General features: G+C 71.8%; 22 protein-coding genes. 8 read left to right on the top strand and 14 right to left on the bottom strand.

Annotated features, from left to right (window positions below; all coding sequences use genetic code 11):
- Positions 1-73 precede the first annotated feature (73 nt).
- Positions 74-217, top strand: coding sequence for a hypothetical protein (locus tag ACWD04_RS05030; RefSeq protein ID WP_451128210.1), 144 nt, complete (start codon positions 74-76; stop codon positions 215-217).
- An 81-nt stretch (positions 218-298) separates the two neighbouring features.
- Here ACWD04_RS05030 and ACWD04_RS05025 read toward each other — a convergent pair whose 3' ends face one another.
- Positions 299-1,810: an alpha/beta hydrolase gene (locus tag ACWD04_RS05025; RefSeq protein WP_451128208.1), complete on the bottom strand. Its 1,512-nt coding sequence runs from the start codon at positions 1,808-1,810 to the stop codon at positions 299-301.
- Positions 1,811-2,024: 214 nt separating this feature from the next.
- Between ACWD04_RS05025 and ACWD04_RS05020 the strand changes: the two genes are divergently transcribed.
- Together ACWD04_RS05020 and ACWD04_RS05015 are read left to right on the top strand one after the other, a co-directional pair.
- Positions 2,025-2,759: a MerR family transcriptional regulator gene (locus tag ACWD04_RS05020; RefSeq protein ID WP_451128206.1), complete on the top strand. Its 735-nt coding sequence runs from the start codon at positions 2,025-2,027 to the stop codon at positions 2,757-2,759.
- A 370-nt stretch (positions 2,760-3,129) separates the two neighbouring features.
- Entirely contained in the window at positions 3,130-3,684 is a 555-nt protein-coding gene (locus ACWD04_RS05015) for a M23 family metallopeptidase (protein WP_451128204.1), read from the top strand.
- A 27-nt stretch (positions 3,685-3,711) separates the two neighbouring features.
- Here ACWD04_RS05015 and ACWD04_RS05010 read toward each other — a convergent pair whose 3' ends face one another.
- The 3 genes from ACWD04_RS05010 to ACWD04_RS05000 form a co-directional block, all read right to left on the bottom strand.
- On the bottom strand, positions 3,712-4,683 hold the full coding sequence (locus ACWD04_RS05010) for a MarR family transcriptional regulator (RefSeq protein WP_451128202.1): 972 nt from the start codon (positions 4,681-4,683) through the stop codon (positions 3,712-3,714).
- 361 nt (positions 4,684-5,044) lie between these two features.
- The gene (locus ACWD04_RS05005) at positions 5,045-7,255 is read right to left on the bottom strand and encodes a HelD family protein (RefSeq protein WP_451128392.1); all 2,211 of its coding nucleotides are present in this window, start codon (positions 7,253-7,255) and stop codon (positions 5,045-5,047) included.
- Between the two features lie 52 nt (positions 7,256-7,307).
- Entirely contained in the window at positions 7,308-9,023 is a 1,716-nt protein-coding gene (locus ACWD04_RS05000; protein WP_451128200.1) for a CocE/NonD family hydrolase, read from the bottom strand.
- A 233-nt stretch (positions 9,024-9,256) separates the two neighbouring features.
- On the opposite strand from ACWD04_RS05000, the gene ACWD04_RS04995 reads away from it, so the two are divergent.
- From ACWD04_RS04995 to ACWD04_RS04980, 4 genes are read left to right on the top strand one after another with little or no spacing between them, the layout of a single operon-like run.
- Entirely contained in the window at positions 9,257-10,183 is a 927-nt protein-coding gene (locus tag ACWD04_RS04995; RefSeq protein WP_451128198.1) for an ABC transporter ATP-binding protein, read from the top strand.
- Positions 10,180-10,992, top strand: a complete 813-nt coding sequence (locus tag ACWD04_RS04990) for an ABC transporter permease (RefSeq protein WP_451128196.1) — start codon at positions 10,180-10,182, stop codon at positions 10,990-10,992. Before ACWD04_RS04995 ends, ACWD04_RS04990 begins: the two co-directional genes overlap by 4 nt.
- Before the next feature lie 53 nt (positions 10,993-11,045).
- On the top strand, positions 11,046-12,263 hold the full coding sequence (locus ACWD04_RS04985; protein ID WP_451128194.1) for a sensor histidine kinase: 1,218 nt from the start codon (positions 11,046-11,048) through the stop codon (positions 12,261-12,263).
- Positions 12,260-12,865, top strand: a complete 606-nt coding sequence (locus ACWD04_RS04980; protein ID WP_451128192.1) for a response regulator transcription factor — start codon at positions 12,260-12,262, stop codon at positions 12,863-12,865. Before ACWD04_RS04985 ends, ACWD04_RS04980 begins: the two co-directional genes overlap by 4 nt.
- Positions 12,866-12,916: 51 nt before the next feature.
- Here the strand turns inward: ACWD04_RS04980 and ACWD04_RS04975 are convergent, their stop codons facing one another.
- Positions 12,917-14,428 (bottom strand): cryptochrome/photolyase family protein, encoded by a 1,512-nt coding sequence (locus ACWD04_RS04975; protein WP_451128191.1) that lies wholly within the window; start codon positions 14,426-14,428, stop codon positions 12,917-12,919.
- A gap of 280 nt (positions 14,429-14,708) precedes the next feature.
- On the opposite strand from ACWD04_RS04975, the gene ACWD04_RS04970 reads away from it, so the two are divergent.
- On the top strand, positions 14,709-15,149 hold the full coding sequence (locus ACWD04_RS04970) for an ester cyclase (protein ID WP_451128189.1): 441 nt from the start codon (positions 14,709-14,711) through the stop codon (positions 15,147-15,149).
- A gap of 189 nt (positions 15,150-15,338) precedes the next feature.
- On the opposite strand, the gene ACWD04_RS04965 is transcribed toward ACWD04_RS04970, so the two are convergent.
- The 9 genes from ACWD04_RS04965 to ACWD04_RS04925 form a co-directional block, all read right to left on the bottom strand.
- Positions 15,339-16,106, bottom strand: coding sequence for a hypothetical protein (locus tag ACWD04_RS04965; RefSeq protein WP_451128187.1), 768 nt, complete (start codon positions 16,104-16,106; stop codon positions 15,339-15,341).
- Positions 16,103-16,627, bottom strand: coding sequence for a hypothetical protein (locus ACWD04_RS04960; RefSeq protein WP_451128185.1), 525 nt, complete (start codon positions 16,625-16,627; stop codon positions 16,103-16,105). Before ACWD04_RS04960 ends, ACWD04_RS04965 begins: the two co-directional genes overlap by 4 nt.
- A 73-nt stretch (positions 16,628-16,700) precedes the next feature.
- On the bottom strand, positions 16,701-18,332 hold the full coding sequence (locus tag ACWD04_RS04955) for a hypothetical protein (protein ID WP_451128183.1): 1,632 nt from the start codon (positions 18,330-18,332) through the stop codon (positions 16,701-16,703).
- Between the two features lie 215 nt (positions 18,333-18,547).
- The gene (locus ACWD04_RS04950; RefSeq protein ID WP_451128181.1) at positions 18,548-19,069 is read right to left on the bottom strand and encodes a hypothetical protein; all 522 of its coding nucleotides are present in this window, start codon (positions 19,067-19,069) and stop codon (positions 18,548-18,550) included.
- A gap of 240 nt (positions 19,070-19,309) precedes the next feature.
- The gene (locus ACWD04_RS04945) at positions 19,310-19,876 is read right to left on the bottom strand and encodes a hypothetical protein (protein ID WP_451128179.1); all 567 of its coding nucleotides are present in this window, start codon (positions 19,874-19,876) and stop codon (positions 19,310-19,312) included.
- Positions 19,876-21,258: a hypothetical protein gene (locus tag ACWD04_RS04940; RefSeq protein ID WP_451128177.1), complete on the bottom strand. Its 1,383-nt coding sequence runs from the start codon at positions 21,256-21,258 to the stop codon at positions 19,876-19,878. Before ACWD04_RS04940 ends, ACWD04_RS04945 begins: the two co-directional genes overlap by 1 nt.
- Positions 21,255-22,073: an ABC transporter ATP-binding protein gene (locus ACWD04_RS04935; RefSeq protein WP_451128175.1), complete on the bottom strand. Its 819-nt coding sequence runs from the start codon at positions 22,071-22,073 to the stop codon at positions 21,255-21,257. The genes ACWD04_RS04940 and ACWD04_RS04935 overlap by 4 nt, the downstream gene beginning before the upstream one ends.
- A gap of 29 nt (positions 22,074-22,102) precedes the next feature.
- Complete coding sequence (locus ACWD04_RS04930) at positions 22,103-22,936, bottom strand: zf-HC2 domain-containing protein (RefSeq protein ID WP_451128173.1); 834 nt, start codon at positions 22,934-22,936, stop codon at positions 22,103-22,105.
- On the bottom strand, positions 22,933-23,493 hold the full coding sequence (locus ACWD04_RS04925; RefSeq protein WP_451128171.1) for an RNA polymerase sigma factor: 561 nt from the start codon (positions 23,491-23,493) through the stop codon (positions 22,933-22,935). The genes ACWD04_RS04930 and ACWD04_RS04925 overlap by 4 nt, the downstream gene beginning before the upstream one ends.
- Positions 23,494-24,028 lie beyond the last annotated feature (535 nt).

Genomic DNA, 24,028 nt, shown 5'->3' with positions numbered 1-24,028 from the left:
GGGCCGCACGCGGAGGGCGGCTTCGAAGTCGCCTGCGAACTCCCCTGGACAGCCACGACGAAAGCGCCGCCCCATGACCATCCGTGTCCTGCTCGCCGACGACCAGGCCCTGCTCCGGGCCACCTTCCGCGACCGCCCAGCTCGTCGTCATCGCCTGCCGGAGCGGGTTGGTCCGACCGCGTCCGTACGGGGGCTGAAAGCTTTCTCGGTCCGGTGAGTCTCCACAGACCCACTGGTGATGGACGCGGCGGAGCGGACACGGCCGTGGACCGTCCGCTCCGCCCGGCCGGTCCGGGGATCAGCCTGCGCGGCAGAGCGTGTCCTCGCCGGGCATCTTCCCCTCGACGAGGTAGCGCGTGGTGGTGTTCAGCGCGCAGGGGTTGTCGCCCAGGACGTAGGCGCCGTGTCCGCTGTCATCGACGCTGAGCAGCCGGGAGCGGTCCGCGAACTTCTGGCGCAGCATCTTCCCGCCGAGGTGCGGTGTCGGCGCGTCGCGCAGGTTCTGTACGAGTAGCACGTTCCGCGGACCCTCGTCGTCGACCGGGACCGGCGGCTCGGCCGGGGCGTGCGGCCAGAAGGCGCAGGGGGTGATGTTGGCGGCGGCGGCGCCGAACAGAGGGTAGCGCTCGCGGTCCTTGGCGACGCCCTGCCGGTAGGTGTCGACGTTCTCGGGCCACTCGACGTCGTTGCAGGTCACGGCAAGGAACACCGACAAGGAGTTGTCGAGTGCGGGCGGCGCCTCGTCTGCGGCGGCGTTCGGGGACAGCAGACGGCGGGCCGCGGTGTCGTCGCCGGCCGCCAGTGCCTGCCACTGCTGGGCCAGCTTGGGGTACTGCATCTCCTTGAACAGGTAGGCGAAGGTCAGCTGCCGGAACAGGATGCCGTCGAAGCCCGCCACCGGAGCCTTGTCGAGTTGTGCGGCGAGGGTGAGGTGAGCCCTGCGGACCTGCTCGGGAGTGTCTCCCAGGCCGTAGCTGTCGTGCCGTGCCGCTGCCCACTTCGCGAAGTCGGGGAACGTCTGCTCCATCCCGAGGGCGTAGCGGCGCATGCCGTCGCGGTCGAGGTGGGTGTCACCGATGTTGCTGTCGAGCACGATGCGGTCGGAGCGCTCGGGGAACATCGACGCGTAGGCGGCGCCCAGTGCGGTGCCGTAGGAGTAGCCCAGGTAGCTGGTCTTCTCCTCTCCGAGCGCGGCCCGGATACGGTCCAGGTCGCGGGCGGTGTTCGCCGTGGTCAGATGGCGCAGCAATCCGTCGCTGTCGTTGCGCGCGCACTGCTCGGCCGCCTGCTCGGCGATCTCCGCCTGTTCGGTGACCGCCGCGTCGTCGACCGCGTAGGGCGGAATGTTGGCGAAGTAGGGGCCGTCGAGTGTGAACCCGCACGAGACCGGCGCCGAGTGCCCGATGCCGCGGGTGTCCATGCCGATCAGGTCGTAGCCGTCCAGGACGCCGGCGGGAAGGCCCCGGGCCACCAGCAGCGCGGGCAGTGCCAGTCCGGACCCGCCGGGGCCGCCCGGATTGAGCATGAGCGTGCCGCGCCGCTTGTCCGGCTTCGTGCTGGCCAGCCGGGAGATCATGAGGTCGATCCGAGCGCCGGCGGGGTCGGCGTAGTCCACCGGCACGGGCACGGTGGCGCACTGCAGCTCGGTCGGAGCCGCTTCGGCCACGACGTCCTCGGGACAGGTGTCCCACCGCACCTGCGGCGCCCGTGGCCCGTCCGCGACGGCGGGTGCCGCGGCCAGTGAGCCGCTGCTGAGGCCGAGGACGACCGCGAGGGCCGCGCTCCGGCCGATACTGCGTTGTCGTTTCATGTCCAGTCTCCGAACGGGTTTCCCTGCTGTGGTCGCCACCCATCGCACTCCGTGCCCGTGGGGCATGGTCAACACCGCCTCGCCGGCGAGGCGGGACCGGGCGCGGCGAGGGTTGACCCTGCCCCAGGGGCACGGTCTTGGATGGACGGCCTCCAGGGAACGATCCCGCCGACCGGCAGGACTGGAACCGAGCACTTCAGGAAGGGGCCTTGCGGTGGCGTGGAGCACAAGGCAGCTGGCTGAAGTGGCCGGCACGACACTGAAAACCGTCCGGCACTATCACAAGGTCGGCTTGCTGGACGAGCCGGAGCGAACAGCCAACGGCTACAAGCGGTACGGCGCGAAGCACCTCGTCCGCCTGCTGCGCATCCGCAGACTGGTCGAACTCGGCGTGCCGCTGTCGGACATCCCCTCGGTCGAGGCAGCCCCCGACGAGAGGGTGGAGCAGATCCTGCGTGCCCTGGACGCGGAACTCGCGGCGAGCATCGAACGCCAGCAGCGGATGCGGCAGGAGCTGGCGGCGATCCTGGACAACCAGGCCTCGATCGACCTGCCGACGGGTTTCAGGACGCTCGCCGACGACCTGCCGGAGGCTCATCGGTCCTTTCTGCTGGCGTACTCCAGCGTCCTCACTCCCTCGGCGAGGTCAGCGCTCCAGGAGCAGCTCTCAGTGCCTCGCAGTGAAGTCGGCGCGGAGTTCGAAGCCCTCCCCGCTGACGCGCCCGAGGACGTGCGGCAGCGGCTCGCGGAACGCCTCGTGCCCGAAGCCCGCACGCAGCAGGAGGCGCACCCGTTGCTGGGCGACCTGGAAGCCTCCTCCTGCCGGGCAGCGGCGACCACCCAGTCGGTTCTCGCGCACGCCGTGGTCGAGTTCTACAACGAGGCCCACATCGACGTCCTGCAACGCCTGTCCGCATTGCTCTCGGAGGACGACGCTGCCGGTACGTGACAACGCCGCGCGGCCTGGGGCCGGGACGGGAGCTGCCCGGGTTCGTGCGGTTCGACGACCGTGAGCGCCGCGAACGGCTCCGGGACGGTCATACCCGCGTGCGGTGCTCCGACCGGGCTGAGGCGGTCCCCGGGCATACGAAGCCGAGGGAAGCTGCCCGGACCGGGAGAGTCCCGGCGTGGTCCCGTCAAGGGTCCCGTGGCCCACCGGAGGGCCTACCGGCGCGGTACGTCGGGTGAGCCGGCGGCAGAGCCCGGCCGGGGCCCTGCGGCCCTTGCAGGAGGGGTAGTTGGGGCCGGATGATCCTGGTACTCCTCCGCCCCGACGGGACGCGGAGTCCGGTGCTCGTGACACACGAACGGAGACGCGTATGAGCGGGAAGAAGAGGGTTCTGCGCCGCGTGGCGGTCGGGGCGAGTGCGCTGCTCGCAGCGGTGGGCATCACGATGACGGGAGCGTCCCCGGCCGCAGCCGTGGACTACTACTACGAGCTGCCGTACCCGGCGGGGGAGGCCTACACGGTCACCCAGGGACCGGAAGGCACGTACTCGCACACCGGCCCGTACAACGAGTACGCGTGGGACTTCGGGCTCCCCGCCAACTACGAGGTGTCCGCCGCGCAAGCGGGCACCATCGTCATCTCGAACTGGTCGCCGTACTGGCAGAACGGCATCGAGGTGATCATCAGACACTCGAACGGGCAGTGCACCCACTACGCGCACCTGAACCAGTCGTTCCACGAGCCGGGCGACTGGGTCCCGCAGGGCCGGATCGTCGGCCACTCGGGCAGCACGGGCGCCTCCACCGCGCCGCATCTGCACTTCCAGGTGATCGACTGCAACAGCCGCGTGGGCCTGCCCGCCACCCTCCAGGGGTGGACGCCGTACACCGGGACCCGCCCGGTCAGCGTGAACGCGTACGCCTGATCCGGCGGCGCGGTGACTGCCCTTCGGTCAGGGGGACTTGAGCAGGTCTCTGAGTCCGGCGGCGAAGGTACGCACATCCTGCTCGCTGGGCCGCCCGACGGCCTCCTCGGGCCCGACGTCCTCTCCAGGGAGGCGGCACGGGCGGCAGAGGCCGTCGGGCAGGGCCTCCGGGCGGCCCGGGGTGCCGCACTTGGTGCACTCCAGCATCACGCGGTGCACGGGCGTGCCCGGTGCGGGCGGCGCCGGGGCGGCGGGCAGGTGCGGCGGGAGCTTGTCGGTGAGGCGGCGGCGTACGAAGCCGACGGGGGAGCCGACCTCGGGCGGAAGCCCGGAGGCGAGGGCCTGCGTGAAGTAGTCGGTGTCCACGCCGCGTGCGAACCACTCGGCGGCCAGACCCTCCAGGACCGCGCAGTCGGCGGCGGACAGGGGCAGGCGGGAGTCGACGCGGCCGAGCTGGGCCAGCGCGAGGTAGGCGAGGGAGGGGCCGCCGGGAGCCGGGGTCCTCTGCGGGGGCACGGCGGGCGCGGGGGCGGGCTCCGGAGGCGTCGGCGCAGGGGGCTCCATGGCGCCGCAGGGCTGCGGAGCTGCGGTGGTGGCTGCCGGGGTGACCTCGGTGGCCGCCCACCACTCGTTGTCGCGGGCCGTGCGTGACCAGAACGTCCGGGTGACCCAGCGCACCTGGCCCAGCTCGCCGACGAGACACCGGACACGGCGCAGGTATCCGGCGGTGGCCAGAGCCTTCAGGGCGGAGGCGACGGCCTGCTGGCCGTACAGCGGCAGCTGCTTGGCGAGGCTCTTGACGTCCATCGAGGCTCCGTCGGGCAGCTGGTCGACGAACCCGGCGACGTACCGCTCGCGGGCGGGGAGCAGGGCGTAGTCGTCAGCACTGCGCGGGAGTTGACCGGGCATGGTGCGCTTGCCGTAGCCGGACTTGGCCATCGGGTACGGGCGCGAGGATGCGGGGGCGCGCAGGGCGGAGCTAGTGTGCTGGATAGCCACGGGATCGGTCCTTCGATCTTGCGGTCAGACCCCGGCCTGGTGCGTCCAACACCGCGTCGGGGTCGATTGGTTCTCGCACCGTAAGCAGTCGCCACGCTCCGCCGCAAGTTGGTCACGATTAGTCATACTTGCTGGCCGTGACGGGTCAGGGGGGTCGGGAAGGTTTTCCCGAACCCCCTTCTTTCCCTACCGGTTGAAGGCACCGCTCGAATCCCGGCCCTCGGAGCCCGACGCCCGGGTCCCGAAGCTCGAGCGTCGGGCGGAAGCCCTGATTCCGGGCCCCGAAAGTGTGAACAGGCCCGTCCCGACGCTCGGATCACGGGACCCGAGCTTCGGGCGCCGAGGGCGGGCGGGGGCACCGTCAGCGGAGCGACTCGGGCAGCTCCTCACGGTGGACGATGCCCAGGCGCTGCGTCGCGCGGGTCAGCGCCACGTACAGGTCGCTCGTCCCGAACCGCCCGGGTTCCACGACCAGGACGTGGTCGAACTCCAGGCCCTTGGCCTCACGCGGGCCCAGCAGCACCACAGGCCGGGTCAGGTCGGGTTCTGCGCCCGCCGTGACCCCGTCGAGCGGAGCCGCGATCTCCTCGTGCAGCTCACGCGGCGCGATCACCGCGAGGCGCCCCTCCTCCGGCGTAAGCTCCACGACCGCCCGCGCCACCGCGCCCGCCAGATCCGCACCGGCGTCCCGCGTCCACGGTGTCTCACCGGTGGAACGCACCGACCCGGGCGGCTCGAACGACGGGTCATGGGCCCGTACGACCCTGGCCGCCAGCTCCATGATCTCGGCGGGCGTGCGGTAGTTGACGCCCAGTCGCACATGCTCGAAGCGGTCGCCGACGTACGGCTCCAGGATCCTGTCCCACGAGCCGACGCCCGCCTCCTCGGACGTCTGCGCCGGGTCACCGACCAGCGTCAGCGAACGGGTCGGCGACCTGCGCATCAGCAGCCGCCACGCCATCGGCGACAGCTCCTGCGCCTCGTCGACGATGATGTGCCCGAACGCCCAGGTCCGGTCGGCGGCGGCCCGCTCGGCCGCGCTCCGGTGATCGGCCTCCTCCTGCCGCTCCGCCATCCGCTCGGCGTCGATGATGTCGTGAGCGGCCAGGAACTCGGACTCCTCGTCCTCGAATTCGTACGACTCCGAGCCACGGGACAGCTCCAGGACGCCCTGCGCATAGGCGACCCGCTCCTGACGCTCGGCCTCGGCGGCGGCCCGCTCGGCGCTGTCGTCGGACCCGAGCAGCTCGGCCGCCTCGTCGAGGAGCGGCACATCGGCCGGCGTCCACTCCCCGTCGCCGGGGGCGCGCCGGACGGCCTCCGCGTCCTCCTCCGGCACGTAGACCGGGTCGGCCAGATAGTCGGCGAGGAACTCCTCGGGGGTGAGCACCGGCCACAGCTCCCCGACGGCGGCGTGCACCTCCTGGCTCGCCGCGACGCCCTTGCCGAGCTGGGCGACGTCGTCCGGGCCCAGGAAGTTGGGGCCGCCGTACGGGTCCGCGCCGATGCGCTCGGTGAGCTGCCTGGTGAGGGCGTCGATGACGTGGAACGTGAAGTAGGGACGGGCGAGGTTGTGCGGCAGGCGGGTCTCGCGGGCCGACTGGCGGGCCTCGTAGGCGATCTCCCAGTCCAGGACGAGGTCACCGTCGTCGTGCGGGATGATGACCGGTTCGCCGGGCTCGGGCAGCGCCTGCCGGTCGCGTACGGCGAGGGCCAGTGCCTCGGCCATGTCCGCACCGCCCTTGACGGCCGCCGCGCGGGGGGTGTCGGTGCCGTGGGCGTGGACACCCGGGAAGAGCTCGGCCTGGGTGGCGAGCATGACGCCGGTCTCGCCGAGGGCGGGCAGCACCTCGCCGATGTAGCGCAGGAAGGCGGGGTTCGGGCCCACGACCAGGACTGCGCGCTTGGCCAGCAGCTCACGGTGCTCGTACAGCAGGAAGGCCGCCCGGTGCAGCGCGACCGCCGTCTTCCCGGTGCCGGGGCCGCCCTCGACCACGAGGACGCCACGGTGCGGAGCGCGGATGATGCGGTCCTGCTCCGCCTGGATGGTCCGCACGATGTCGCCCATGCGCCCGGTGCGGGCGGAGCTCAGCGCGGCGAGCAGCACGGCGTCACCGCTCGGGTCCTCGAAACCGCTGCGCTCGTCGTCCCCCAGGTCGAGGATCTCGTCGTGCAGCTCGGTCACCGTGCGGCCCTCGGTGGTGAGGTGTCTGCGCCGGCGCAGCCCCATCGGCGTATGCCCGGTGGCGAGATAGAAGGGCCGGGCGACCGGTGCCCGCCAGTCGATCAGAAGAGGCGTGTGCTCGGTGTCGTCCTCACGAATTCCGATACGGCCGATATGGTGCGCGGCTCCGTCCTGGAGATCGATACGGCCGAAGCACAGCGAGCCGTCCACCGCATTCAGAGCCGCCAGCAGACCGGATCGCTCGGCGACGAGCACATCACGCTCGTGACGGGCCTGCAGACCGTTCCCCACCGGCGTCAACGCGTCCTCGACGTGCTGGGCGGTGACCCCGCGCAGCTCGTCGACACGGTCGTAGAGCCGGTCGATGAATTCCTGCTCCTTCTGCAGTTCGACGTTTCCGCGAGTTGACAAAATCGCTCCCTGCCGGATATGGTGTTGCTTAGTGGCCCCCAATGAGGGGCCTTTTCTGTGGGCGCACAGAAACATCAAATATACGTGAGGAAATCCCCGGCCCGCAATTGCGGACCGGGGATTTCCCGCTTTCGGCGCCGCGCGGGCGGCGGGAGTCCAGCCGGGAGACCTGCTCGTCGAACATGACGGCGGTGCCGTCGGGGGCGACGTCGTACAGCTTCACCATGACGTTGCCCTCTCCCTCGGCGGTCATGGCGATCCGGGGGGTGCCGGTGACGCGGGTGGCCCGCCCGACCGGCTCGGACCACACGAAGTAGCTGGAGCCGACCCCGCCGGCCTTCTGCTGCTTCACCTGCGCCCCGGCCAGCCCCTCCGGGGTGTTCGGCGTGCTCCTGGCGCCGTTCTCCACGTCCCGCTCACCCGAAGGCTTCGCGGCCCCGGGTGCGGTCGCCGTGCCGGACGGGTCCAGCGCCCGCCTCGCCGACGTGCCGCCGTCGTCGACGTACGAGCCGCCGCCGAGCCGGAGCGTGGTGCTCTTCTCCGCGACCGGCCACGTCTCCTGGGCGCGCCAGGCGCCGGTGCTGTCCTGGACGGCGTAGTCCGGGTAGTCGGCCTCCGGCTTGCCGCCCTTGAGGTACTGGTCGTAGAAGGACAGGGTCTCCTCGAACCAGCCCTCGCGCCCCATCTCCGGACGCCCGTCCTCGGCCCGGTCGTTGCCGCGCACGTGGTCCCACTGGCCGACCCAGCCGCGCTGCGGGCCCTCATGGTGGGCGAGGAAGTCCGCCATCCCTTCGGGCTTGGTGTTGGACTCGATGAAGCCCTGGGTGAAGAACAGCGGGGTGTCGGTTCCCCTGGCCTTCTCCGAGGCGTCGCGGGAGGTCCAGTACGCGTGGTCCGGGTCGGCGATGCGGTATCCGGCCGCGTTGTCCTTGAGGCACTCCGGATGGTCCTGCTCGTACTGCGAGTTGGCCAGATAGCGCGCGTCGTCGTCCGGCATCTGGGGGGTCGCGGCGATGGTGCCGTAGGACTGGGCGGTGGCGACGACGTTCGGACGGGGCACGCCGTTGGAGTGGATGAGCCGGTAGGCGTCCCACACGGGCTCCTGGGCGACGACGGCCTTCAGTGCGTCCTGGTCCAGGTTGTTGCCGATGAGACCGGCGAGCGCGTCGTACGACTTGCCGTACATCCCGACCGCGCCCGTGGACCACGGCTGACCCGCACTCCAGTCGATCGCGGCCTTGACGTCGGCCTGTTCGCCCGGCCCGCCGAAGTCGAGGCAGCCGGTGGATCCGCCGAAGCCGCGCAGGTCCACCATGACGAAGGCGTAGCCCTGGTCGAACAGATCGGTGCCCTCGATGAAGTCCTGGAAGCGGTCCGAGGGGCCGGTGTGCTCCAGGCCCTCGTAGTAGAGCTCCCCGGAGTGCCCGAAGTAGGCGCCCGCCGACAGGATGACGGGCACCTCCTTCCCTTCGGGCAGCTTCTCCGGCAGCAGGACGTCGGCGTGCAGTTCGGTGCCGGAGCCGTCCGAGGACGGGAAGTAGTGCTGCGTCCAGACGGAGCCCTCCGGGACGCGGTCGTTCTCCCCGTGCGTGACGCCGTCGGTGGCGGTCGCGACCGCCGGCTTCTGCGCCGTGGCGGCGGGGGCGGACACCGCCGCTGTCGCGGGGCCGGTGAGCGTGGCGGTCAGGGTGAAGGTGGTGACGAGTGCGGCGGCGGCGAAGCCGGCCGCGCGGGAGTTGTTCACATGTCACTCCGGGGTGGGTGTGGGGGTGATGCGGGTGGGCCGTGAGTGGGTGTCCGGCGTCGCCCACGGGCCGTACCGCTCCGGCACGGCGCTGATGTGCATGCCCTCCACGCTCCCCGGCAGCGGTCCACAGGGGCAGTGCCGTATGTCATCGGCCCGCATGACAGCCGTCATACGAACCTGATGACACACCGCACTGCCGTCCGCCTCGTGTCGCCGGGAGTGTGGAAGGCATGAACACAGTCATCGAAACCGTGGGACTGAAACGGAGCTACAAGGGGTTCGAAGCCGTACGCGGTATCGACTTCACGGTCGCTCGCGGAGAACTCTTCGCGCTGCTGGGCACCAACGGCGCCGGCAAGACCTCCACGCTCGAACTCCTGGAGGGCCAGGCCACCCCCACCGGCGGGAGCGTCCAGGTACTGGGCCATGACCCGTTCCGCGACCGCACGGAGGTACGGCACCGCATCGGGGTGATGCTCCAGGAAGGCGGCTTCCCCCCGGAACTGACGGTCATGGAGACCGTACGGATGTGGGCGGGCTGCACCAGCGGCGCCCGTCCCGCGGACGAGGCCCTCGAACTGACCAACCTGTCCGACCGTCGCGACGTGAGGGTCAAGCAGCTCTCGGGCGGCGAACGGCGACGCCTCGATCTCGCGCTGGCCCTCCTCGGGCGGCCTGAGGTGCTGTTCCTCGACGAGCCGACGACCGGCCTGGACGCCCAGTCCCGCCGGGACACCTGGGAACTGATCCGCGAACTGAAGTCCCAGGGCACGACCGTGCTGCTCACCACGCACTACCTGGAGGAGGCCGAACAGCTCGCCGACCGGCTGGCGATCATGCACAAGGGGCTGATCGCCACCACCGGGCGGGTGGCCGACGTGGTGGCCGAGCGGCCCTCCCGGATCAGCTTCGAGCTGCCCCGGGACCGCTTCCTCGGCGAACTGCCGCCGCTCGGGCCGATGGGCGTCATCCGGCACACCACCGAGGACGGGACGGTCCGTCTGGAGACCCGGGACCTGCAGCGCACCGCCACAGAACTGCTCACCTGGGCCCGGCACACCGGCGTCACCCTGCATGCCCTCGACGCCCGTTCCGCATCACTGGAAGAGGCCTTCATGGAGATCGCCAAGGGCCTCGAGAAGGAGGAGACACGATGACGACCACCGCGAGCGTCACACGACCGGACACGACCGCGCCCGCGCGGAGCGGTGCCCCGGCCCGGCTGGCCGCCCTCGGCCGCGCGGAGCTGACACTGCTGATGCGCAGCAGGGCCGCGCTGATCACCGCCCTCCTCGTGCCGGCCGTCACGGCCTTCTCGATGCGGGGCATGGTCAAGAACCTGGACCTCGGCGGCACCGGCCTGTCGATCGCCACCGTCCTGCTGCCCGGTTCGCTGGGACTGGCGCTGATCTTCTCCGTCTACTCGAACCTGGTCGGTGTGTACGTCACGCGCCGTGAGAGCCTCGTGCTCAAGCGGTTGCGTACGGGCGAGGTGCGCGACTGGGAGATCTTCGCCGGCGGAGCGCTCCCGGCTCTGCTGCTGGCCCTGGTGCAGTGCGTCCTGCTGATCATCGGCCTGACGGTGGTCCTGGACGCGCCCGCACCCGCGGCGCCGCACCTGGTGGCCGTCGGCCTGCTGGTGGGTGTGGCGCTGCTCGTGGCAGCGGCCGCGCTGACGGCTGCGGCCACCCGGACGGCAGAGAGCGCGCAGCTGACGTTCCTGCCGTTCTGGCTGCTGAGTATGGTCGGCTCCGGGATGTTCGTACCGCGTGATGTACTGCCCGGCGTGGCAGGCGACATCAGCGCCTGGCTGCCCTTCTCACCGGTGATGGATCTCCTGCAGGGCGGCTGGACCGGCAGCCTCGGTGGCATGGACCAGATCCGGCTGCTGCTCGCCGCTCTGGCCTGGACAGGGGTGGCGGTCCTGGGAGTGCGGCAGTGGTTCCGCTGGGGTCCGCGCGGTTGATGGCGCGAGGTCGGGTACGCGGGCCCGTGGACGAGGAAGTCGGGGACCAGAGCATGAGCATGAGCGTGGAGGACTGGGTGGAGCGGCTCGGAGGCCAGGACGGCCCCGAACGCTACCGCCGGTACGCCCTGGGCAGCGTCGGCTTCCTCGCCGTCAGCGAGGTGGGCCTGTGGGCCGTCTGGGTGGTGAAGGCGGACGCCGACGCGTTCTCGCTGACATCAGTGGCCGTGCTGGTCGCGGTACACGCCGCCCTCCAGTTCCTGCTCTGGCGTTCCGCGCTGAGCTACTACCTCACCGTCGGCCCACGGCCCGTCGGGCTCGTGGCGGCGTACACGGCGCTCACCCTGGCCGTGGCGGCTCTGGGATGCGTGCTGCGGTCGTCCGGCCGTATCGACGACGCCGATCTGGCGTCCTTCACGGTGTGGCTGCTGATGTTCTGGGCCGGACCGCCCGTGCTGGCGCTGCCGCTCCGTCAGGGAGCGGCACTCGTGGCAGCCGTCACGGTCGCCACGCTGGCCGGGGCCTTCGTAGCAGGGCTGTCGGGATCGTCCACGGTCCTCGTCATCGGCGCCAGCACCATCATGGTGCCGTTCATGGCCATCGCGTCCCGGGCCTCCGGCTGGAGTGTCCGGCTGATCGAGCAACTGGCCGCCGCACGCGAGACACAGGCACGCCTGGCGGTCGCCGAGGAGCGACTGCGATTCGGCCGTGACCTGCACGACGTACTGGGCCGCAACCTCGCGGTCGTGGCGCTCAAGAGCGAACTCGCGGCACAACTGGCGCAGCGCGGCCGTCCCGAAGCGGTCGAGCACATGGTGGAGGTGCAGCGCATCGCACGGGAGTCGCAGCGGGAGATCCGGTCGGTGGTACGCGGCTACCGCACCGCCGACCTGCACACCGAACTCGCCGGAGCACGCTCCGTCCTGGAGGCCGCGGGCATCGACTGCCGCATCGAGTACGGGCCCGCGTCCCGCCTGCCGTCCGACGTCCAGTCGGCCCTCGGCTGGGTGGTGCGTGAAGGCACGACGAACGTGCTCCGCCACGCGCCGGGCGCCTCCCGCTGCACCATGGCACTGCGCACCGCCGGAGCGACCGAGGCCCTGCTGGTGATGGAGAATGACGGCGTGTCCGATACGGAACCCGGCGCCGGCACAGGCCTGGCCGGACTGAAGGAACGCCTGGCCGACCTGCGCGGCACACTGGCCACGGAACAGGACACCGGCGGATTCTTCCGCCTCACCGCACGAGTCCCGTGGGAGGAAAGCGAATGATCACGGTCCTGCTGGCGGACGACGAGCACCTCATCCGGGGTGCGCTCGCCTCCCTCCTCACCCTGGAGGACGACATCAGCGTCGTCGCCCAGGCCGCGACCGGCGACGAAGCCGTGGCCATGGCCATGGTGCACCGCCCCGACGTCGCCGTGCTCGACCTCCAGATGCCCGGCCTCGACGGTGTGGCGGTCGCCGCGCGCCTGCGGGACGCCGTACCCGGGTGCGCCTCGATGATCGTCACCAGCCACGCCAGGGCAGGCGCGCTGAAGCGCGCGCTGAGCGTCGGCGTACGCGGCTTCGTACCCAAGACGGTGTCCGCGCACGACCTGGCGCAGATCATCCGTACCGTCCACACCGGCGGCCGCTACGTCGACCAGGAGCTCGCGGCCGACGCCATCGCGGCGGGCGAGTCACCCCTGACGCCCCGGGAGGCGGAACTCCTGTCGTACGCCGAGGACGGGACCCCGGTCGCGGACATCGCCTCGCGCGCCTCGCTGTCCAGGGGGACGGTCCGTAACTACCTGTCGGCGGCCGCGATGAAGCTGGGTGCGGAGAACCGCCATGTCGCGGCCCGCATCGCCCGGGAACACGGCTGGCTCTGACCGTTCCGGGAAAACGGCCGTGAGACTCCGGCTCCCGCGGTGGCCGGGATCTCAGGTCCAGCGGTCGCGCTCCTGCTCCAGCAGCTCTTCGAGATCGCGGAGCCGGTCCAGTCCTCGCACCGCCCGAATCATCCGCGCGTTGTGCTCGAACCGGTCGCGGTGGCGGTGCAGAAGATTCCAGTACCCGGCGGTGAAGGGGCAGGCGTCCTCGCCGACGCGCACGGACGGTTTGTACCGGCAGGAGCCGCAGAGGTCGCTCATGCGGTCGATGTAGGCGCCCCCGGACGTGTAGGGCTTGGTGGTCATGCGGCCCCCGTCCGCGTACTGCGACATGCCCACCACGTTCGGGACCATGACCCAGTCGTAGCCGTCGACGAAGCTGCGGTGGAACCAGTCGGTGACGGCCCGGGGCTCCCATCCTCGTTGCAGGGCGAAACTGCCCAGAATCATCAGACGTGGAATGTGGTGGGTCCAGCCCGTCGTCCGGACCTGTTCCAGGGTTCGGGCCAGGCAGTTCGCCTCGGTCCCGTCCGGGGACAGTTCCGTGAACCAGTCGGGCAGCGGCTCGTGGTGTCCCAGGGCGTTGCCGTCACGGTAGTGCGTACCGAAGTACCAGTAGACGTGCCAGACGAACTCGCGCCAGCCCGCGATCTGCCGCACGAATCCCTCGGCACTGTTGAGCGGCACGTCACCGGACCGCCAGCGTGCCTCCGCCCGTTCGACGCATTCAGCGGGGTCCAGCAGACCGAGGTTGAGGGACGAGGAGAGCAGGCTGTGGCTCATCGTGGCGTCCCCGGTGAGGACCGCGTCCTCGTACGCGCCGAACGTGGCGAGCCGGTGCTCCACGAAGCGGCGGAGCGCGGCGAGTGCCTCCCGGCGCGTGGCGGGGAACCCGCGCGGCGCGTCCTCGCCGACGAACTCGACGTCCCCGTCACGCGACCAGCGGTCGAGGTCGGACCGCACCTCGGCGTCGATGTCGCTCTCCCGGGGGCGGTAGGGCGCCGGTACGCCCAGGTCGGTGACGCCGCGCGGCGGGGGCTGCCGGTTGTCGTGGTCCAGATTCCACCGGCCGCCGACAGGACGGTCCCCCTCCATCAGCAGGTCGTGCGTCTGACGGACCCACCGGTAGAAGTCCTCCTGCCGGAGGTGCTTCGTGCCGCGGCCGTCCGCCCACTTCCTGAACTCGTCGTGCGTCACGAGGAAGCCCCGCGCCCCGAGAACGCGTACGGAGGGCAGCGCGTGCACGAAGGCACGGGCCGCGTGGGACGTGGGGTGGTGCACGGTCACCGGACCGTCCCCCACCGTCTCGCGCAGACCCTGGCGGTAGGTGTCGGCCTTGACGTACCGCACGCGTTCACCCAGCTCGGCGGCTCGATGGCGCATCGCCGACAGGATCAGGTGGGCCTTGGCGCGATGGAACCGTCGCCGTCGGAAGACGCTGCGGGCCTCGATCATCAGCAGCGGCGCGTCCCGGTGCGGGCCGCCCCGTGCCGAGTCGATGAAGTGGGGTCCGAGCTGATCGCCGAACAGCCAGTGGGGGGTACCGGACTCTTCGTCAGTCATGCCGAGTGCTCCGTCGACGATCTGTTGCCTGGCCGGCGCGCTCCGCGACGCGACGCTGTCCTTCACCGATCAAAGCGCACGACGGCGTGACCCGTACTCCGCACACGCCGCGCGGCAACGTTCGCCCTGCTGCGGGCGTACCGGGTCACGCGCGTGCCTGCTTCCGGGTGACCGCGCACGGAAGCCCGGCGCGGCGGAGGTGTCGCCCCATCGCCGGGCGGGTCATGCTTCCGGTCGTGCACGCCGGTTCCGGCGGTACGAACGCGTGTGGAGGAGTCCCGTGTCGAGCGAAGAGAACAAGAAACTGGTTCGCCGCTTCTACGCGGAGATCGACAAGGGCAACCTGGAGGCCCTGGACGAACTCGTGGCCGAGGACTATCAGGACCACTCACCGCCACCGTTTCCGGGGCTCGGGTCCGGTCGCGAAGGGCTCAAGCAGGTGTTCCGTCTCTTCTGGGAGGCGACTCCCGGGACCCATGCGATCGAGGACCAGATCGCGCAGGGCGACAAAGTGGTGACCCGACTGACGGCCCGCGGGGCACATGAAGGGGACCTTCCGGGCATTCCTGCCACCGGTAACCAGCTCACGATGACGGCGACCGTGATCCACCGCATCGAGAACGGCAGGCTCGCGGAGAAGTGGTCGGACAAGGACCTTCTCGGCTTCCTCCAGCAACTCGGCGTCATCCCGGTGGACGGTGCGGCCGGGTCGGCGTCCTGAAGACCCGCACCCCGAGCGTCGCTCCTGGGCGGCTGGATCGTCGACCAGGGTGAGGCGCCGGGCCGGGGAGGGCCTGGCCAGAGGTGATGAGCGGCGTTGTCGGGCCACCGCCCGTGGCCGGGAAGCGCACCCCGGGCCCCGGCACGGCAGCGACACCGCCGTTCCGGGGCCGCTGGGCGGCTCACCGGCTCAGGGCGTGGCCGGGCAGTAGCCCTGCGGGCAGAACGAGGCGGCCGCCACCGAGGCCGATTCCGCGTACGTCGCGTCCCACTCGTCCTCCGGCCCGGCGACGAGGACCACCCATCGCACCCCGTCCTCGGCGACGAACGCCCGGAGCAGCGACTGCCGGACCGTCCCGTTGTCGCGTGGCACCCGGTACTCCAGTTCGGCGGCCTGCGATCCGTCGGCGGGGTCCAGCTCCTCCAGCCTCAGTCGCTGGTAACCGTCGGCCTTGCCCACCAGCCGGTCCGTCTCCTCCAGAGCGTCGTACGGCGTGTAGCCCAGCTCGGAGATCCGGTAGATCTGCAGGAACCCCGCGCCGTCGTCCGTCTCGTAGAAGACGACGTCGCCCTCCGGGCGCGGCTCCTCCCGGCGCTGCCAGCCCTCCCTGACCTGCACGCCGAAGCCCTGGGCATCCTCCTCCGCCACGAAGCCGGGCGGCGGCCCCTCGGCTGTGGGGGTCTCGCTCCCGGCGTCACCCTCCTCGGTCGCGCCGGCGCCCGGGGCCGTTCCGGTGGGGTCCGTGGCTCCAGGGGTGGCCTCCGCGGACGCCTCGACCCCTTGCGCCTCGTCGTCGCGGAACAGCAGCCGCCCGCCCCCGAAGGCGACCGTGCCCACCACTGCCACCGCCAGTGCGACGGCCGCGATCCGCAGGCCCCGTTCCATGGCCTGCGGCTGGCCGGTGTCCGGAGCCTGGGACGGCTGCCACCGCTGTCCCCTGACGTCCCATCCCCTCATGGCAGCATTCCCGTGATCACTTCGGCGGCCACCCCGGCAGCGGTCTGCCCGCCCACGGACCCGGCCGCCCGGCCCGCCAGCGCCGCAAGCCGTCGCAGCCGGCCCCCTTCCACCCCTCCGGTGGCCTGGATCTCCCGCTCGGCCTCGGCAGCCTCCGTACGCAGCTCACCCGACTCGCCGCGCAACAACCGCAGCGCGTCGACCAGTTGCGGAGTCGCCTCGATGAACCGCTCCGACCGGTCGGTGGAACGCGCACCAGGGCCCGACGCCGCCGCACCGCCGGTCATCCGCCCGATGGCGATGCCACCCGGGACGGGAGCCACCACCGGCGGCGGCAGGTCCGCGCCGCGCGGTCGGCCGATCCGCCTGCCGGCGTCCTCGGCCTCCGCCCGCAGCCCGGCCGCGACGGCCCCTCCGTCGAACTCGCCGATGACGATGCCCCCCGTCGGTTCCGTACTCGTCGGCTCCTCGCCGGCGTCCGGCTCCCGGTCCGCACGCTGTGTTTCGTTACTTCCACCCATGTCCCCGCACCCTGCTCTCTTGTTCGCCGTTGCCACAGTCCCCACGGTTCGTCAGGCGCTCCCCGCCGGACTGTCACCTGCCGTCGCGGCGGCCCAGTACCTGCTGCAGCGCTCCGTCGGCCCGCGCCCTGGCACCTCGGCCCGTCGCCACCGCGCCGCCGCTCATCGTCCCGATGAAGACGCCGCCGTTGCTCACCTGGACGATCTGCTGCTCCAGCTGCCCGGTGTCATGGCCCTTCTCGCTCAGGGCCTGGAGCGCCCCCGTACCGATGCGCTCCTGGATCGTCCTCAGGTAGCGGCTGACATCCATCTGCTGGAGCGGTGACTCGCCGGGAACGGAGGCCAGTTCACGCACGGACGCCGCGGCGCCCTCGGGGGAGACTCCCGGCGTGCCCACGTACCCGGCGCGGCGCGTGGCCCAGCGGATCGCGCTGTCCAGCGAACGCGCGGCGGAGAAGGCCGCCGCCACCCCGGCGGCAGGAGCGGTCACCAGGGCTCGGCCCGCCGCGATCGCCGGGTACGCGCGGCCCCGCTCGACGATGGCGTCGACGAGCCCGAACTCCGGCTTGAGTGAATCGAGTACGTGCGGAACGACCTCCAGCACCAGCAGCTCACCCTGGGTGTGCACCCGGATCAGTACGGAGACCACCACCTGGTGCTCCCACGCGCTGACCCGGACCCGCAGGAAGTGCCGCCGGGCCTCGCCGCCCTCGCCGACCGATGTGAGCCGGTGCGTCGTCGTCGCGTCCTCGCCGTGATCGACCTCGAGCCTCGGGGGCCCTGACGGCAGATAGACCAGCTCGTCGATCTCCACATCCCTGAGGCGGTCCAGCCCGGACGGGGGCTCCGGAAGCCGGCCGAGATCCTTCAGCCGCTCACGTACGCAGTTCAGCACCCCGGCGGCGGTGAGCGGCTCCGAGTCGGCTTCCGGCCTGCGGCGCAGGTCCATCACGAGGGACCAGGGCTTCAGGGCACGGCCGGACCCGACGAAGGGCCGGGCCGGTTCGTACAGGACGATCCCCGAGTTCTGCTCCCTGTCGATGGCCAGGCCGATCTCCCGCAGCCACTCGGGATGGGTCAGCTCCTCCCGGGGCTGTTGCGCGAACGCCTCGGCGCGGAGACGGTCGCACATCACCGCCTCCACCGCACTGCGATGCCTCCACACGGGGATCACCAGCAGCAGCGGAAAGACCACGGCCATCCAGTTCGCTGAAGCGTTCCACAGGGCGGCGAGCGCGGCCGCCCAGTACAGGGCCATCAGGATCCGGGGCGCGAAGGCCACGATCCGGGCCCAGCCGCTGCGCGCGGGCAGCAGGCCGTCCAGGGAGTACACACTGGTGCCGCGTCCCGACACGTTCCGGGCCAGCCACAGCAGTCCGCTGATGATCGCGTAGTTGAACGCCCAGACACCGGAGCCCGGATAGCGCCGGACGCTGTCCCCCTCTTCGAACAGATCGGTCAAGAGGAAGAAGTGCCGTTCCGTGTAGCTCTGGCCGTAGGCGTCGGCCAGGCTCCAGGAAGTCATCCAGCCGAACTCGTGCCCGAACAGATCGGCCAGCCAGAACAGCGCCCACAGGAGCGCGATCAAGCCACCGGCCTGCAACTCGAGTCTGCGGGCCCATAACGCGTGCGCCAGCACGGGGACCACATCGACCCCGGCCGAGGGCGCCACCGCCCTCCCGTCGTGCTCGACCAGCTCCTCCACGACACGCCGCCGGAAACGCGCCTGGAGATACGGCCCCGCGCAGAGAAGACGGGTGGTCCCGGTATGGGAGTACCGGCTGCCGGTCTGCTGTGGTGGGTCGCCGGGGGCCGGTGGGCCGGGAGGTGGATTCGACTGAGCAGGAACCGTCAAGGTGGCCCCAATTCCTCTTTATAGCCGCGAGTTGCGGCGAAGCGATTGCTGTGAGGCGCCAGACTCTAGAGCAACCGATTACAGCGCGCCACACGAATGCCACAGTGCGCACTCGACGGGTGAACTTCGTGGTGGAGCGGGCACGGTGATACGGAGGGCAGGCGTGCGGAGCGGGGGTAGCGCTCCGGTGTGATGTCGACGGTCGGCGCGGCGTCCTCGAAGGCCGGCACGGGAGCGACGGATCCCCGTCCGGAGTCGTACACCCGTACCCCGTCCACGTCGAGGAGTTCCAGCTCTCCGGCATCGGTCACCACCAGGGTCCGCGCGTCGCCGGCGCCCACGGACGACCGCCAGGTTCCGCCGCCACGCAGCTCGACCTGGACCCAGCCGCTGAGCCTGAGTTCGCCGGCGGCCGGTGACCGCTCGTCCTCGCCGGCCCGCCGGCGGACCTGTCGTGCCGTCCGGTCGGTGACGACCGGTACCCCGGAGGGGTCGTAGTGCAAGGCGTACCTGCCCGAGGGCGATACCAGCTCCGCCCCGGCAGGCAGCGGCGTGTGCTGCTCCAGTCGGTTCCTGCGGTGAGACACGGACACCCGTCCTCATCACTGAACGCTTACGGTTTCGTCGCTCGCCACCGCACCCGCCGGAGGTGCCCGCACACCTGCGGTGGGTGCGTGTGACGGCGGTCTCATGTCCTTGCACCAGTGGCCCGAACTGCTCCCGGTCCGGGGGAGAGTGCGGACGACGAACGGCCGGCCCGCCTCTGACGAGGCGGCGATTTCTCCCGCCTCGTCCTTGCGTGGGCGAGATCCGTTCCAGGCCGGACGCTAGCGCCTGGGTCCGACAGCGGCGTATGCCACGGTGCCGGCCACGGCAAGGGTCAGGGCGACCCACGAGGCAGTCGCGGTGTCCGGCGGCAGCAGCGGCCAGACCAGGATCTCGTTCACACCCTCCGGCAGGGTCGACGGGAAAAGGGCGAGCGTCAGCCAGCCGACCGGCAGCGTCCACGCGTGTTGCGCGCCGCACAGCACCGCCCCGGCGGCGGCGAGCCCTGTGAGGCCCGCGCTGTCCCGGACGACGAAGGCGGTGGTGCCCACGTCCGCGCCCAGCGCCCGCGCCGTCAGCAATGCCGAGGCCACGACCGCCATGACGAGCAGCACGTGCACCGCACGGCGGGGCACCCAGCGGATGGCCGCCGTGCGATCCAGCGCGGAGTCCTGCCCGCCCAGGCCGATCGAGGCCGCCGTCACGGCCGCGGTGAGGGCGAGCACCGGCAGCCGTGGGTCGGTGTCCTCCCCCCGGGCCAGGAACCACACCGCCAGGACGGCGGCCAGCACCGCCGCTGCCGATGCGGGTACCTGCCGGGAGCGCGCGTACAGCACCAGCCACCTCATCAGAACGCTTCACCCGTCAGCACTCCGCGCGTGTCCCGCAGGTCGCAGGCGAGGGTGGCAGTGCGCGTGTCGGTGATCCATGTGCGCTGCTCCGCCGAAGACAGTGCCCCCAGCCGGCTCCACGCCGCCTCCCCGGCCTCCCGGTGCTCCGGCCCGTCGAAGTGACCGGCCCAGTCGATCAGCCGGAAGTCACCGAGCGCCCAGCCCGCCGCGATGCTCTGAGCGATCTCATCCAGTCCGATGCTGTTCATCAGGCTGCTGCGCTCGGTGCAGTGCGGCGCCAGCCCCTGGCCGACCAGGGCCCGGGTCAGCTGCTCGCCCTCCGCCCGTACGACCACCGGGTCGTCGAAGTCGAGGAGCACGGCCTCGCCCGAAAGCTCCCGCTTCCCCATGGGCCCACGCAGCGCCGTCTCCTCCCGCACCGTGTCCGGCGCATCCTCGCCCAGCGCCTCCCGCAATACGCGCAGCGCCTCCTTGCCGTGCGGTGCGAGGGCCGCCAGCCGGTCACGGTGCATCTCCGTCACACACACCGGGCCGTCGCACACCAGTTCCACGGCAGCCTCGTCGATCACGTACGTGTCGCGCGGTTCGGCGGGAAGAATCAGCAGGGCGAGCGATGCGCCCGCCAGGACGGGGGCCAGGGCGAGCAGCCGGGCGCGCGCCGAGACGGCGGTCAGCAGGGCGAAGCCGGTGGCGAGCATGCCGACCAGCCACAGGGTCTGGCCGAGGTGCACGGAGGAGGCGAGGGTGAGCAGCTCCTCGCGGGGCAGCGCCACCCCGGGCACCAGCTGCGCCAGCAGGTTGGGCGCGTTACCCGTCGGCAGCGCCTCGTCCGCGTGCTGCTGGAGCAGGACGGTCATCACGAGAGCGGCCACCGCCATCAGCGGCGGGGTGAGCACGGACGGCAGCGCGCGCGCCACGCCCATGCCGAGCAGAGCCCCCGCGACCAGGGCCAACGCCGCCACCAGCACGATCGGCAGCCAGCCGAGAGGCGTGTACACGGTGTCGCCCAGCAGCACCCGGACTCCGCCCGTGGCGACGATGACGAGGAAGGCGGATGCCAGCGTGACGGCAGAGGCCGCCGCCGGGACCGCCACGCGCTGCCAGGCGGGCCGGGGCACGGTCGCCATCAGCTCGGTCACCCGCGAGCGGGGATCGCGCAGACCCTGAAGGGCCCCGAGCCCCACCGCGACGGGCCACAGGTAGTACAGCAGGCCGCGGACGGTCAGGGCCATGGGCGTCCACTGGGCCGTCCAGTCCGCGGTGCTTTCCCCCGGGCCGAGAATCAGGAGGAGGAAGAGCAGGCCGGTCGCCAGGACGGCGATGCCGGTCCACGGGGCGACGGAGCGCCTCAGTTCGGTACGCAGTACGCGGAAGTTCACCAGGCACCCCTCTCCTGCGCGGAGCCGGCGGGCTCGGCGAGCAGCGCCGAGTAGCCGCGCTCCAGCGGACTGTCCCCCGGATGGCCGGCGCCGCCCGCCGCGGCCATCTTGTCCGGCGTGCCCTGGAAGACCAGCCGGCCCTCGGCGAAGAGCACCACGTCGGTGCAGGCCGCCGCGACGTCCTCCACCAGATGCGTGGAGACGACCACACAGGTGTCCGTGCCCAGCTCCTGCAACAGCTCGCGGAAGCGCATCCGCTGCGCCGGGTCCAGTCCGACCGTCGGCTCGTCCAGCAGCAGGACCTCCGGGTCGTTGACGATGGCCTGGGCGATGCCCACGCGCCGCACCATGCCGCCGGACAAGGCCTTCATCCGCTCGTCGGCCCGGTCCGCGAGGCCGACCCGCTCCACGGCTCGCTGGACGGCCGCCGGGACGTCCGCCTTGGGGACCTCCTTCAGCCAGGCCATGTACTCGACGAACTCGCGCACCGTGAAGCGCTTGTAGTAGCCGAACTCCTGCGGCAGGTAGCCGATCCGGCGGCGCACCGAGCGGTGCTCGCCCGCGGAGGCCACGGACTCGCCGAACAGCTCCAGGGTGCCCTCGGCGGGCCGCAGCACGGTGGCCAGCGCCCGGATGAGGGTGGTCTTGCCCGCCCCGTTCGGCCCGAGGAGGCCGTGCACGCCCGTGCCGAGGGACAGGTCGAGCCCGTCGACGGCCATCCGGGTCCGCCCGACACGGATCCTCAGCCCGGCGGCCCGGATCTCATGGGCGTAGGTCCTCGGCGCGACTTCCGCCGCGCTCACCGCGCGTGTCATGCGCTGTTCCTCTCGGTTGGTCAGGGTGCTCACCGGGAAACCCCGGGAACAGTGGTGTACGCGCCCCGGCGGGCCATCACGGCGCCGGTGCCGAGCGCGAGCAGCAGGCCCCACACGGGCAGGCTGTTCGTTTCCAGGAAGGCGGACTCGCTGCGGGTGATCAGGGACGGCGCCATGACACCGGCCGCCCATACGGCCATCAGACCGAGCGCGGCGCGGGTCACCCCGAAGACGCCGCCGAGCGCCAGGGCCGCCGAGGTCAGGGCCAGGCAGGGCAGCAGCCACTGCGCGGCCGACACCCCCGCCGGCCAGCCCGCGGCCAGCAGCACGGGGACGACCACGGCCAGCACGGACGCCGTGCGCCGCAGCACCAGGTGCAGCCCCGCCCTCGGGGCCGCCGCCGTCAGCTCGTACGCCGGATCGAGACCCCGCGACCAGGACACGGCGACCCCGCACAGCGGCAGCACCGGGGCCAGCAGCAGCACCAGCGACACCTCGCCGAAGCCGGGACCCGCCAGGTCCAGCGCCAGCGCGATCAGGATTACGCCGACGGTCATGGCCAGCCACGGGGCCATCACCGGCGTCAGCCACGCCGTCAGCCACACCGGCCGGCGCCGCCGCCGCGTCGGCATCGTGGTCGCCGTGTCCAGGATCGGCTCCAGGCCGGACCAGACGGTGCCGACCAGCGAGGCGATGTCGGGCGCCCCGGTCTCCACGGCGTCCGAGAGCCGGGTGCGGCATGTCGCGCAGGCCTCCAGGTGCGCCTCCAGCGCCCACACCTCGTCGGCGGTGACGTCCGCGTCGTTGCGCGCGTAACCGCCGATGAGCCGCACCGACGCGTGCTCTCCGCTCTCTCCGCTCATGCCAGTGCCTTCCGCATCGCGATCCGAGCCCGGCGGGCACGGGTCTTGACCGTGCCCTCGGGCAGCCCGAGCAGGGTGGCGGTCTCCCGGACGGACAGCCCGTCGAGCACCGTGGCCTGCAGTACCTCTCTGAGTTCCGGTGCCAGGCGCCGCAGCGCATCGCCGACGTCACCGCCGACGCCCGCTGCGAGCGCCTCCTCCTCGGCCGCCGGCGCCATGGCCCGCGCGGCGGCGGCAGGCGGCGGCTCGGCGTGGTGGGCGCGGCGCCGGAAGGCGTCCACGAGGCGGCGCGCCGCGATCGTCCACAGCCATCCGACGGCCGTGCCGCCGACCGCACTGCCGGCGAACGCGCCGGCCGCGCGCCACACCGCCAGATACGTCTCCTGCATCACCTCGGCGACGATCTGCTCGTCGGAGCAGCGGCGGCGCAGCCGTACCGCCATCCACGGCGACGTGCGCCGGTACAGCTCCTCGAACGCGGCGCGGTCGCCCTTGGCCACCAGGCGGACGAGGCGCTCCTCGTCCACCCGGTGCAGCGCTTTCCTGTCTGATCTCACACCTGCTGGACGCCGGACCGGGCCGATGGGTTTTCCCTGTGCTGTGATCTACGTCACGAACAGGGTCGCAGCGGTGCCCGGCCGGACCGTGGCGGTGCCCCCGGTGGGGCTTCCTCTCCGCCGGCGCAGGGGCTCCGCAGGCGCCGGCCGGGACGGGTGGCCTGTAGGTCCCGAAGCGGTCGCGGCCGACGGGCCCCCTCGCAGGCCGCCACCGTGGATGATGAGCGGGTTGCAGCCCGATGCCCTCGGTGGCGGCGTCCTGGAACATCTCGCCCTCGTCCACGTACGCCCGGAACTCGGGCTCCTGGAGCACTAGTTGGCCCGACTGCGGAGCTTCTCCACGTGCTTGCCCTTCGTGCCGCCGGTGTTGACCGGTCCGCGGCGGTGGGCGGGGTGCCGGTGATCCGGTGTCCGGTCAGGGCCGTGTACTGCGCGCACGGCGTGAGCGCGCGGCCCACCCCGTCCGGGGACGACCGCGCGCTGCCCAGGGCGCCCCCGCCGGATGACGCCTACGCAACCGCCCCCGGCCCGCGCA

This window comes from Streptomyces sp. NPDC002911 (assembly GCF_053591835.1).
This window is presented reverse-complemented; position numbering and strand designations above follow the sequence as displayed.